General features: G+C 61.6%; 12 protein-coding genes. 1 reads left to right on the top strand and 11 read right to left on the bottom strand.

Annotation, left to right across the window (positions count from 1 at the left end):
• Positions 1 to 123: 123 nt before the first annotated feature.
• The 7 genes from WG899_RS12940 to WG899_RS12910 form a co-directional block, all read right to left on the bottom strand.
• On the bottom strand, positions 124 to 1,437 hold the full coding sequence (locus tag WG899_RS12940; RefSeq protein ID WP_339596058.1) for a hypothetical protein: 1,314 nt from the start codon (positions 1,435 to 1,437) through the stop codon (positions 124 to 126).
• A gap of 249 nt (positions 1,438 to 1,686) precedes the next feature.
• On the bottom strand, positions 1,687 to 2,421 hold the full coding sequence (locus WG899_RS12935) for an amino acid ABC transporter ATP-binding protein (protein ID WP_339596057.1): 735 nt from the start codon (positions 2,419 to 2,421) through the stop codon (positions 1,687 to 1,689).
• A 19-nt stretch (positions 2,422 to 2,440) separates the two neighbouring features.
• On the bottom strand, positions 2,441 to 3,106 hold the full coding sequence (locus WG899_RS12930) for an amino acid ABC transporter permease (RefSeq protein ID WP_339596056.1): 666 nt from the start codon (positions 3,104 to 3,106) through the stop codon (positions 2,441 to 2,443).
• Positions 3,103 to 3,849, bottom strand: coding sequence for an amino acid ABC transporter permease (locus WG899_RS12925; protein ID WP_339596055.1), 747 nt, complete (start codon positions 3,847 to 3,849; stop codon positions 3,103 to 3,105). The genes WG899_RS12930 and WG899_RS12925 overlap by 4 nt, the downstream gene beginning before the upstream one ends.
• An 80-nt stretch (positions 3,850 to 3,929) precedes the next feature.
• A complete protein-coding gene (locus WG899_RS12920; RefSeq protein WP_339596054.1) occupies positions 3,930 to 4,826 on the bottom strand; it encodes an amino acid ABC transporter substrate-binding protein in 897 nt (298 codons plus the stop codon).
• A gap of 103 nt (positions 4,827 to 4,929) precedes the next feature.
• Positions 4,930 to 5,844: a LysR substrate-binding domain-containing protein gene (locus tag WG899_RS12915; RefSeq protein WP_339596053.1), complete on the bottom strand. Its 915-nt coding sequence runs from the start codon at positions 5,842 to 5,844 to the stop codon at positions 4,930 to 4,932.
• Positions 5,845 to 5,884: 40 nt separating this feature from the next.
• Positions 5,885 to 7,729 carry an ABCB family ABC transporter ATP-binding protein/permease gene (locus tag WG899_RS12910; RefSeq protein ID WP_339596052.1) on the bottom strand — a complete coding sequence of 615 codons (1,845 nt, stop codon included), beginning with the start codon at positions 7,727 to 7,729 and terminating at the stop codon, positions 5,885 to 5,887.
• 141 nt (positions 7,730 to 7,870) lie between these two features.
• On the opposite strand from WG899_RS12910, the gene WG899_RS12905 reads away from it, so the two are divergent.
• The gene (locus WG899_RS12905; RefSeq protein ID WP_263537986.1) at positions 7,871 to 8,245 is read left to right on the top strand and encodes an acyl-CoA thioesterase; all 375 of its coding nucleotides are present in this window, start codon (positions 7,871 to 7,873) and stop codon (positions 8,243 to 8,245) included.
• A gap of 18 nt (positions 8,246 to 8,263) precedes the next feature.
• Here the strand turns inward: WG899_RS12905 and WG899_RS12900 are convergent, their stop codons facing one another.
• The 4 genes from WG899_RS12900 to WG899_RS12885 all read right to left on the bottom strand — a co-directional run bounded on the left by WG899_RS12900 (position 8,264) and on the right by WG899_RS12885 (position 11,593).
• Positions 8,264 to 9,010, bottom strand: coding sequence for an SGNH/GDSL hydrolase family protein (locus WG899_RS12900; protein WP_339596051.1), 747 nt, complete (start codon positions 9,008 to 9,010; stop codon positions 8,264 to 8,266).
• Positions 9,007 to 9,771, bottom strand: a complete 765-nt coding sequence (locus tag WG899_RS12895) for an enoyl-CoA hydratase (protein ID WP_339596050.1) — start codon at positions 9,769 to 9,771, stop codon at positions 9,007 to 9,009. The genes WG899_RS12900 and WG899_RS12895 overlap by 4 nt, the downstream gene beginning before the upstream one ends.
• A 69-nt stretch (positions 9,772 to 9,840) precedes the next feature.
• The gene (locus WG899_RS12890) at positions 9,841 to 10,377 is read right to left on the bottom strand and encodes a DUF1569 domain-containing protein (protein WP_339596049.1); all 537 of its coding nucleotides are present in this window, start codon (positions 10,375 to 10,377) and stop codon (positions 9,841 to 9,843) included.
• Between the two features lies 1 nt (position 10,378).
• The gene (locus tag WG899_RS12885) at positions 10,379 to 11,593 is read right to left on the bottom strand and encodes an acetyl-CoA C-acyltransferase (protein ID WP_263537990.1); all 1,215 of its coding nucleotides are present in this window, start codon (positions 11,591 to 11,593) and stop codon (positions 10,379 to 10,381) included.
• Between the last annotated feature and the right edge of the window lie 9 nt (positions 11,594 to 11,602).

Genomic DNA, 11,602 nt, shown 5'->3' with positions numbered 1-11,602 from the left:
CAAACATCGTTACCTTGGTGACCTTCGCCAATCGGCGGGTGCCAAGCGCCGCCGGGGGCGAAATTCCGCTCCTGTCCCCAAGAGTCCTGATCACCACCCTACGGTGGTTTAGCTCAGTCCAGCTCAACGCCGCTCAGTGAAACCCAGCCTTTGCAGCAGACCTTGCTCATTGAACAGCAAAACCAACTCGGTCCCGCGTTCTGGCGCAGCAGGCGCATCAACTGCGGTCTTGGCCGCAGCGGCTGCAGTTGCGGAGGCTGCGGCCGCTACCGAGGGAGGAAGTGAGGCGCTGATTTTCTCGACCTCGGCACGCAGATCTTGCTCGGACTTCTGGCTCATTTCGGCTTCGGAGGGCATGGCGCTGATGGCGGACCTCGCCGCCATCAAGGTCGACAAGGAAGGCATGGCCACTGACTCTGAACTGTCTTTTTTGGCTGCGTCCTTGCTCGCTTTCTCTTTTGGAGCCGCTTGCCAGTAACGCAAAATCTGATGGCCATGATCAAACTTGACTCGGCGTCCCTTGCCCAAGGCGGCGGTTACTTGATCCACATGGGTTTCACCAATCTTCCAGGACTTGGCTGCCTCGGCGAAGCGATGCTTGGAGGCCTGCAACTCCTTCACCGGCATCTGGGCCGGCGAGTCCATGGTTTCAAACACCACGCGGGTCTCATCCGACCAGGAGTTGTCGCCCATGGGCAGACGGAACATACGGTCGCGCAGCAAAAAACCCCAGTCATAGTCCTGGCCGCGATCGTCAAACAGGCCGTGCAGCATGCGATGGTTCAAACGCATGCGGCGCTCGCCATCGATCAGCGTGGCCGAAAAAATCGGAGCATCCGCGAAGTTGCTGGGACTCCAGTCCTTTTCTTCACATTGCTCATAGCCAGGCCGAAACACCGACTGCAAGAAGCGCTGCCAGGACGAATCCGTACGAGCCAAGCCACTGGCAAAGGCGATGCGGCATTGCAAGCGCAAGTCGCCCAGGCGGCGCTCACCCTCGGGCACACCGGGGCTGCGAATATCGGGGCGCCAGGTGACGCGACCTTCGGCCAGGCGACTGCGTACCACGCTGTCTTGATCGAGCTTGCGCCAGGCCGGGTTGGCCACAAATTGGTGTTGTTCGTCCAGGGCAATGGGGGTCCGTCCTTGCCCGCCCACCAAGGCCAAATCGGCCCGCTCCAGGTCCGAGGCGTACTGGCGCGCAAAGACGCGGAACTTCAGCTCCGCCTTTGGCGCCAAGCTTTGATGCTTTTGAAACAGCGCTTGAGCCTTGAAGATCTGTGCCAAGGTCTTGCGTTCGCGTGGCAAGGTCGATTCGCCTTGCGCCTGAACCTGGTGCAACTCCAGCAGTGGGGCATTGCGGGGAATGATCTTGGCCGGCGGCAATTCCTCATCGCTAGGCTCAGCGGCCGAGGCCAGAGTGCAGGCCAGCAGCATGACCGGGAGCCAAAGCAAGCGGGAAGCGGGAACAACAAAAGGACGAGCAATACAAGACATGGCACACATTCAAATCGGAATGTACGACAGCCTAAGGGCACAGACCCTCGCCACCCAGCGGCAGCCGACCAACTGCAGAAACAGCAGGACCAGCCGCAATTGAAAATGGCCCGCAAGACGAGATGCCTAGGCGGGCCATTCAAGTTGAGGAGTCGCCCCAAAAGAGGCGCTCAGTGCCTTGTCAAACCATCAGTGCTGCAAGATCTTCGCCAGGAAGTCCTTGGCGCGCGGGCTGCGCTCGTCGGGCTTGCCGAAGAAGTCCTCGCGCTTGCAGTCCTCAACGATCTTGCCCGCATCCATGAAGATGACACGATGGCTGACGCGCTTGGCAAAGCCCATTTCGTGCGTCACGCACATCATGGTCATGCCTTCTTCGGCCAGTTTGACCATCACGTCCAACACTTCGCCCACCATCTCGGGGTCCAGCGCCGAGGTCGGCTCGTCAAACAGCATCACGATCGGGTCCATGGACAGTGCGCGCGCAATCGCCACGCGTTGCTGCTGGCCGCCGGATAGCTGGCCCGGGAATTTGTCTTTGTGCGCCGACAGTCCCACGCGGTCCAGCATCTTAAGGCCCCGCACCTTGGCTTCATCGGGCGTGCGACCCAGCACCTTGATCTGCGCGATGGTCAGGTTCTCGGTCACGCTCAGGTGCGGGAACAACTCGAAATGCTGGAACACCATGCCGACGCGCGAACGCAGCTTGGGCAGATTGGTCTTGGGGTCGGCCAGCGAAATGCCGTCAACGATGATGTCGCCTTTTTGGAAAGGCTCCAGCGCGTTCACGGTCTTGATCAGCGTGGACTTGCCCGAACCCGAAGGGCCGCACACCACCACCACCTCGCCTTTTTGGATGCTGGTGGTGCAATCGGTCAGCACCTGGAATTGGCCGTACCACTTGGAAACGTTTTTGATATCGATCATTTGAAACTCCAGTCCAGCATCAGCGGATGATGGCAATCTTCTTTTGCAGTCGGCGCACCAGCATGGACATGCTGAAGCAGATCAGGAAGTAAATGGCCGTGGCCACCAAATAGGTCTCCACCGGGCGGTTGAAGTTGCGACCCGCAGTTTCAAAACCCTTCAACAAGTCGTAAGCGCCAATCGCATAGACCAAGGAGGTGTCTTGGAACAAGATGATGGTTTGGGTCAGCAGCACCGGCAACATATTGCGGAAGGCCTGCGGCAAGATCACCAACTGCATGGTCTGGCCATAGCTCATGCCCATGGCGTAACCCGCATGGGTCTGCCCCTTGGGTACGCTTTGGATACCGGCGCGCATGATCTCGGCGTAATAGGCCGCCTCGAACAGCGTGAAGGTCAAAATGGCCGAGATCTCTGCGCCCAAGGGCCGTCCGATGACAAAGGGGATCAGCAGGAAGAACCACAGAATCACCATCACCAGCGGAATGCTGCGCATGGTGTTGATGTAGGCGGCCGCCGGCAGCGCCAGCCAAGATTTGCCGGACAAGCGCATCAAGGCCAGCACGGTGCCCAGCGCAATGCCGCCGATCATGGCGATGAGGGTCAGCTGAACCGAGAAGTAAAGCCCCTTCAGCACATAGCTGCTGACGATGCCCCAGTTAAGGAAGGCGAAGTCGAGATTCATGATTGGCTGCTCCCCACCATGCCTGGCACGCGAGCGCGTAGTTCAATGAATCGGGCCACGGCGAAAATCGCAATCGAGGAGATGAAGTACAGCGCGGTCACCGCCAGATAAATCTCAATGCCTTTGGAGGTTTCTTCCTGCGCCTGGCGCGCAAACATGATCAGTTCGGGCACTGAGACCGCAAAAGCCACCGCCGAATTCTTGACGATGCCCATGGCCTCGCTGGTCAGTGGCGGAATCACGATGCGCAGCGCCACCGGCAGCAGCACATAGCGATAGGTTTGCGGCAAGGTGAAGCCCATGGCCAGACCGGCATAGGTCTGGCCCTTGGGCAGGCTTTGAATGCCAGCCTTGACCTGCTCAGAAATACGCGCCGAGGTGAAGAAACCCAGGCCCAACACCACCAGCAAGAAGCTCGGCACTTGCTTCATCACGGGCACCAACTCCGGCACCACAAAGTACCAAAGAAACACCTGGACCAGGACCGGAATATTGCGAAACAACTCGGTCCAACTGTCGCCCAACAAGACCAACCATTTGCTCGGCGTGGTGCGCGCGATACCGATCAGCACGCCAAAGAACATGGCGACGATCAAGGCCAAGCCCGAGACCGACAGGGTCCAGCCCCAGGCGGACATCATCCAGTCCAGATAGGTGATGGAGCCACCGCTGCCAAAGCAGCGCGGTACCACCTCCTGGTCAATGGTGTCTTTACAGAACACCTGCCAATCCCAATTAGACAAGGCACTTCTCCTTCAAAAAACTACAAGGCCGCCCGAACACTTGCTGGGCGGCCTGCTGATTCGGTGTTGCGCTCAGCGCATCACTTCTTGGCGTAGTCTTCGGCCGGCTTGTCGTTCGGGCTGGCCCAGGCCTTTTTGGTGTTTTCGTTGGCCGGCATGCCCACCTTGGTGTTGGTCGGCGGGATCGGCTGTTCGAACCACTTGCTCCAGGTCTTGGCGATTTCGCCAGACTTCATCTGAGCCATGATGCTGTCATCCACGGCCTTCTTGAAGGCGGGGTCGTCCTTGCGGATCATGATGGCAATCGGCTCGACCGCCAGCACTTCGCCAACGATTTTGAAATCCGCAGGGTTCTTGGCCTTGGCCGCCAGACCGGACAGAATGGCGCCGTCCATCACAAAGGCGTCGGCACGGCCCGATTCCAGCAGCAAGAAGCTGTCGGCGTGGTCCTTGCCAAACACTTCCTTGAAGTCCACGCCGGTGGCGCGCTCATGCTTGCGCAGTGTCTGCACCGAGGTCGTGCCGGTGGTGGTGGCCACGTTCTTTCCGTTCAGCTGATTGATGCCAGTAATACCCGAATTGGCCTTCACCAAGATGCGGACTTCTTCAACAAATGTGGTGACCGCGAAAGCCACGTCTTTTTGACGGGTGGCGTTGTTGGTGGTGGAGCCGCACTCGATGTCGACCGTGCCGTTTTGCACCAGCGGAATGCGGTTTTGCGAAGTCACCGGCTGGTACTTGACGCTCATCGAGCTCATGCCCAGCTGCTTGCGCACGTCTTGCAGCACCTTCTCGCAGATCTCGACGTGGTAACCAACGAACTTGCCATCACCCAAGGTGTAAGACAGGGCGCCGGAGGACTCACGCACGCCCATGGTGACGCTGCCACTGTCTTTGATTTTCTTCAGCGTATCTTCGGCATGGACCAGGCCGGTAGCGGCAGCCAGTGCAAGGGCAAGCAGTGTTTTCTTGGTCATAAACGCTCCAAATTCAAAGGTGGCAAGTACTGAAAATACTGAGGGTAGAGCAGACCACGCCGGAGTGGCGCGGCGAATACGTGTTTCTACGAATCCGATCCGCTTATGCGGCGGTCAGGAAGTTCCACAGGGCCAGCGAGGCGGGCTTGTTGCGCCGCGACAGTTCGGGCCGCTCCCGGTAAATGCGCAACTCCATGTTCAGCTCGAACTGGCCCTCGGGCGCGGCCCGCACCAAGCGGCGCGCCGCCAGTTCAACGGCCACCGAGCTGGCTGGCAAGAAGGTCAGGCCGTGCCCTTCCAAGGCCATGGCCTTCAGCCCTTCAGCCATATCGGTTTCGTAAATGGCGTCTAGATTCAAGGGTACGGCCGAGGCCTTCACCACCAACTCGACCAAGCGCCCCAGGTAGGCCCCGGAGGCATAGCTGAGAAAGGGCAGCTTCTGGCCCGGATGGCCGGGTAAGCGGAACATGGGCTCACCGCGGCTGTCGGCCTTGGCATAGGCGGCCAAGGTCTCCTGGCCGAGCGAGGCCATCTGGTAACGCTCAGGGTCGAGTTGCAGCGGCTGGCTGGCGTGGTGGTAGACGATCAGCAGGTCGCAATTGCCTTCGCTGAGCTGAGACATGGCGTCATGCACATTGAGCGCATTGAGCCGGCATTTGAGCGCCCCAAAACGCTGGCGCAAGCCCATCAACCAATGCGGGAAAAAGCTGAAGGCCAGCGAATGCGGCACGGCGAACTCGATCATGTCCTGCCCGGCCGACTGATGGCTGCGCAGCATATTGCGCGTCGCCTGCAAATTGCCGAGGATCTCGACCGCCTGCCCCAGCAAGGTTTCACCCGCACCGGTCAAGCGCGTCGGGTAGGACGATCTGTCCACCAGATCCACCCCCGCCCAAGCCTCAAGCGCCTGGATGCGGCGCGAGAACGCAGGTTGGGTCACATGCCTCAGTTGGGCGGAGCGCGAAAAGCTGCGCGTCTCGGCCAAGCTGACGAAATCTTCAAGCCATTTGGTTTCCACGCCGTCAGTGTAGCCGCGCCGCTGGGCTCATTGCAGGGCGTCAATGCGCCGACTCTGCCCCGCTTTGCTGCAAGCGCCACATCCTGGCGTAGGTGCCTTGCAGCGCCATCAGTTGCTCATGGTGGCCGCGCTCGACGATCCGGCCAGCCTCCAGCACCAAGATCTCGTGCGCATCGACCACGGTCGACAAACGGTGTGCGATCACCAGCACCGTCTTGTTTTGCGCCGCCGATTCCAGCTCGGACTGAATGGCGCGCTCATTGCTGGAATCCAGCGCCGAGGTGGCTTCATCGAAGATCAGCACGGGCGGGTTTTTCAACAACGTGCGGGCAATCGCCACGCGCTGCTTCTCGCCACCACTGAGCTTGAGCCCACGCTCGCCGACCATGGTCTCGTAACCCTTGGGCATGGCGGCAATAAAGCCATGAATATGGGCCGAGCGCGCGGCGGCCTCGACTTCTTCTTGGCTGGCGCCGGGGCGGCCGTAAGCGATGTTGTAGGCAATGGTGTCATTGAACAGCACCGTGTCCTGCGGCACGATGCCGATGGCGCGCCGCAGGCTGTTCTGCGTCACGCTGCGCAGCTCCTGACCGTCGATGCTGATGCTGCCGCCATCGATGTCATAGAAGCGATAGAGCAGCCTGGCCAAAGTGCTTTTGCCCGAGCCGCTGGGGCCCACCACCGCCACCTTTTTGCCTGCAGGGATGTCAAAGCTAACGCCATGCAGAATCGGCCGCGCCTTGTCGTAGGCAAAGCTGACGTTGTCAAAACGCACGGCGGCACCGCTGACCTGCAAGGCGCCCGCGCCGACCGTATCGGCCACCTCGCGCTCGCGCTCCAAGAGCGTGAACATTTTGTCCAAGTCGGTCAGGCTTTGCTTGATCTCTCGGTAGATCACACCGAGGAAGTTCAAGGGAATGTAGAGCTGGATCATGAAGGCATTGACCATCACCAGATCGCCCAAACTCATCTGCCCCGAGACCACCCCCTCGGTGGCGCGCCACAACATCAGCACCAATGCGGTGGCAATGATCAACTGCTGGCCGGTGTTGAGCAGCGACAGCGTCGACTGCGCTTTCAGCTGCGCGCGGCGCAGCTTCTCCAGGCTGGTGTCGTAGCGACTGGATTCAAAGTCCTCATTGTTGAAGTACTTGACCGTCTCAAAGTTCAGCAGCGAGTCGATCGCTCGGCTGTGCGCCACCGAATCCAACTCATTCAACTGCTTGCGGAACTTGGTGCGCCACTCGGTCACCGTGACGGTGAAGGTGATGTAGAGCGCCAATGCGGCCAGCGTGATCCAAGCAAACCAGGCATCGAACTTGATAGCCAGGAGGCTCAGCACCAAGGTCACCTCGATCAGCGTCGGCACGATGCTGTAGAGCGAATAGGAGATCAGCGAATGCACCGCGCGCGTGCCGCGCTCGATATCGCGCGTCATGCCGCCGGTTTGGCGCTCTAGGTGGAAGCGCAGGCTCAGCGCATGCAGATGGCGAAACACCTGCAGCGAGATGCTGCGCGCCGTGCCCTCGGTGGCCTTGGCGAAGATCAGCTCGCGCAACTCGGTGAACAAAGAGGTCATCAGGCGCAAGGCACCATAGGCCACCAACAATCCCAGCGGCACCACGGCCACGCTGGCCGGCGAACCGGGTTTGATCGACAGGCTGTCCACCAAGGACTTCAGCAACAACGGCACACCCACATTGCTGAGCTTGGCGCAGAGCATGAAGCCCAAAGCCAGCCCCACCCGCCAACGGTACTGCCACAGATAGGGCAAGAGCTTGCGAACGGTGGCCCAATCGGAACGCGCCGGGGCCGCTGTGGTCGTCGAGGCACTCGATGAATCGGCGGGGGAATGGCGTGAGGGCGCTGAGCTGCTGGGTCGCATGGGCTGGGGTGAATGGCTTTGTAATTGAAGGTCTGTCGCCGAGAATGGAGGGCAATTCTCTCAGGAAGCCTTATGTCAGACACCGCCACCCCGCCAAACCCATCCGCCACGCAGGCTTCTACGCCCAACACCGCGCCCATCATGCCGCGCGAACTGGTGCTGCGCGTCATGCCGATGCCGGCCGATGCCAATCACAACGGCGATGTGTTCGGCGGCTGGATCATGGCGCAGGTGGACATTGCCGGCTCGATCTTGCCGGCGCGTCTGTCGAAGGGCCGCGTCGCAACGGTGGCCGTGAAGGAGTTTTTGTTCAAGCAGCCGGTGTCGATTGGCGACCTGCTGTCCTTCTACTCGCAAGTGACCCGCGTTGGCCGCACCTCCATCACCGTGCGCGTCGAGGTGGTGGCCGAGCGCAACCCCGCCAACCCCGAAGTGGTCAAGGTCACCGAGGCGGAACTGACCTTTGTGGCCATCGACCATTCGGGCAAACCGCGGCACATCGGCCTGTCGGCCTGATCAGTTCAAGAGCGCTGATCAAGCGTCCTTGAAGGCTTCAAGCGCGATGCGCTCGCTCAGGCTCTCGGCCCAGAGCCGATAGCCGGCCGGCCCGGGGTGAAAACCATCGGGGGCCATCAAGGCCTGCACCGCCTCGCGGTTCTTGGCGCCATGAAGTTCATCGGGCATGGCTTGGACACCGCGCTCTGCGGTGCCGGCCAGCGCCAACCCTAGGCGCTGATTCAAACGCATCGCCTGCGTCCCCATCCACCAGCGCAAAGGCTGTGGCAAGAGCGGAAAGGCATGCATCGGCGGTATGGCGCTGTGCAAGGTGTAGCGCACCCCAGCCACCTGCCGCGCATGCGCGTCAATGGCCTGCAAGGTTTGCAGCCAGGATTGAGATCCGACTTGGCCGACCACATCGTTGACGCCCAAGGCTGTCACCAACACATCAGCGGCCTGCAAATCGCTGGATTGCAGATGACGCAAAGCCTCGGCACTGTTGTGCCCGGTTCGGGCCACCAATTGCCAGCGCACCCGGCCGCCCAAGCGACGCGCCAAGGCGCGACTCAGGCGCCCTGCCAAGGCTTCATCTTGGTGGCTGGCGCCAACACCGGCGCCCGAAGAATCACCCAGGATCAGCAGACGCAGCATCAACTCGCCATCGCCCACCTCGCCTTGGCGAGGGCCTGCCGCCTCGGGCAGTCGCAGCGCCTTGCGGCGCACTTGGCGCCCTTGCATCAGCAGCAGCGGCGCCAGCGCGGCCTTGGCCAGAAGCAGCTTCACTCGAACTGACTGAAGTCCGGCTGGCGCTTTTGGAAGAAGGCCTGGAAGGCTTCCATCGCCTCCGGCGAGCGCAGGCGGGCGCCGAAGATTTCGGCTTCGACCTTGATGGTTTGCATCACCTCGTCGGCGCTGTGGCGGCGCATCAGGCGCTTGCTTTCACGCACAGCGCTAGGCGCCAGCGCATTGAAGCGCTCGGCCACGCGGCGCGCATGGGCCTGCACTTCAGCCGCCGGCAAGACCCGGTTGGCAATACCGCATTCGGCCGCTTCGGCGCCGGTGAAAGGGTCGCCCAAGAGCAGTTTCTCTGCCGCCTTGACGTGGCCCATCAGGCGCGGCACCACCAGGCTGGAGGCGAACTCTGGCACCAAGCCCAGGCCCACAAAAGGCATGGCCAGGCGGGATTCATCCGACACGAAGACAAAGTCGCAATGGAAAAGCAGCGTGGTGCCGATGCCAATGGCCGCGCCAGTCACGGCCGCCACTACCGGCTTCTCGCAGCCGACCAGGGCGCGCATGAACTGGAACACCGGCGCGTCTTCATCGCGCGGCGGGCTGCTCATGAAGTCTTCGATGTCGTTGCCGGAGGTGAAGATCTCGGGCTGGCCCTGGATCAACACCGCCCGCACCGACTTGGCGCTGTTGGCGGCGACCAAGGCATCGGCCATGGTCTGGTACATCTCGCGGGTCAGCGCGTTCTTCTTCTCGGGGCGGGCGATTTCAATCGTCGCCACACCGTTGTGAATCGCGGTCTTGATGCTCATGGGTGAATCTCCTGTTGGGCGGCATTGTCCCGGATCACGGGGCCCTGCCTTTCAAGGCCTGCGGCCAGATCAGCCTTTGTTGCCGAGTTGCTGCCAGTGGTTGGCCAGATGCATCAGGTGGGCACGTTCATAGTCTTCACGACTCAAGGGCCCATAGGCAAAGTGCGGCGCGTACTCGCCCTTGTGCGCCGCAAAGGCGTCCATGGCATCAAGCATGCGCTGCACGGCCAGCTTCAAGCTGAGCTCGGCGTCCAAAGCGGGCGCCCCTGGAATCGGCTCATCCAAGCTGTGCGACATGCTGCCGCGGGCATTGAAAAATGCCCAGGCCGCGTTGCCCGCCGTAGCGCGAAACCAAGCCGGCTTCAGCTCGGGATAGCCTTGCACCGAGTACTCGATGCTCTGCGCCAGATGCTGAAGCAGTTGCGCCAGTGACCAGGGGCTTTGCATCAGCTTCGGGCTGCCGAACAGCAGGTCAAAGACCGCCTGGCGCGCCTGTTTCCAAGACTTGAAGGTCTTCAGATCACCGGCGCAGCCGGTGAGCAAGAGCGCGGGAGACGCCAACAGCGCAGGCGTCGCTCGCAACAGCCGGCGTCTCTCGCTCTGCATCTCAGACGCGCTCGAGAATGCCTGCAGCACCCTGGCCAGCGCCAACGCACATGGTCACCATGCCGTACTTGCCGCCGGTGCGACGCAGACCATGGATGACCGATGCCGCACGGATAGCGCCGGTTGCACCCAGCGGGTGACCGAGGGCGATCGCGCCGCCGTTCGGGTTGACCTTGGCGCGGTCCAGCGAGATGCCCTTGCTGTCCAGGTCGTTCAAGACGGCCAGCGACTGCGCAGCGAAGGCTTCGTTCAGTTCCACCCAGTCCAGATCGGCGGCCGAAATACCGGCCAGCTTCAAGGCGGCGGGGATGGCTTCGATCGGGCCGATACCCATGATTTCGGGCGGCACGCCGCGCACGGCGAAGCTCACGAAGCGGGCCAGCGGGGTCAGACCAAAACGCTTGACGGCGGCTTCCGAGGCCACGATCAGGGCGCCAGCGCCGTCCGAAGTTTGCGAACTGTTGCCGGCGGTGACGCTGCCCTTGGCGGCGAACACCGGACGCAGCTTGCCCAGGCCTTCCAGCGAGGTGTCCTTCCGAGCGCCTTCGTCCAGGCTGACGGTGCGGCGTTTTTCGATCACTGAACCATCGGCCAAATTCGGCAGACGCTCGATCAGTTCAAACGGCGTGATTTCGGCGGCGAAGTGGCCGGCTTCCATGGCAGCCAGGGCGCGCAGATGCGATTGCAGCGCGAACTCGTCTTGTGCTTCGCGGCTGATCTTCCACTGCTGAGCCACCTTCTCGGCGGTCAGGCCCATGCCGTAGGCGATGCCGATGTTCTCGTCACGCTCAAAAATCAGCGGCGACAGCGAAGGCTTGTTGCCGCCCATGGGCACCATGCTCATGGACTCCACGCCAGCGGCGATCATCACCTCGGCTTCACCGACGCGGATGCGGTCGGCCGCCATTTGCAGGGCGGTGATGCCGGAAGCGCAGTAACGGTTCACCGTCACGCCGCCCACACTATTGGGCAGGCCGGCCAGCACCGCGCCGACGCGGGCGATATTCATGCCCTGCTCGCCTTCGGGGAAGGAGCAGCCGACGATGGCGTCTTCAATCGCGGCCGGGTCCAGCGTTGGCACCTGAGCCAGTGCGGCTTGCATGGCGCGCACCAGCATTTCGTCTGGACGGGTGTTCTTGTAATAGCCCCGGCCCGACTTGCCGATGGGCAGACGGGTGGCGGCGCAGATATAGGCTTCTTGCACTTGCTTGGCCATGATTTCAAC

The organism is Paucibacter hankyongi, assembly GCF_037482915.1.
Classification (GTDB): domain Bacteria; phylum Pseudomonadota; class Gammaproteobacteria; order Burkholderiales; family Burkholderiaceae_C; genus Paucibacter_A; species Paucibacter_A hankyongi.
This window is presented reverse-complemented; position numbering and strand designations above follow the sequence as displayed.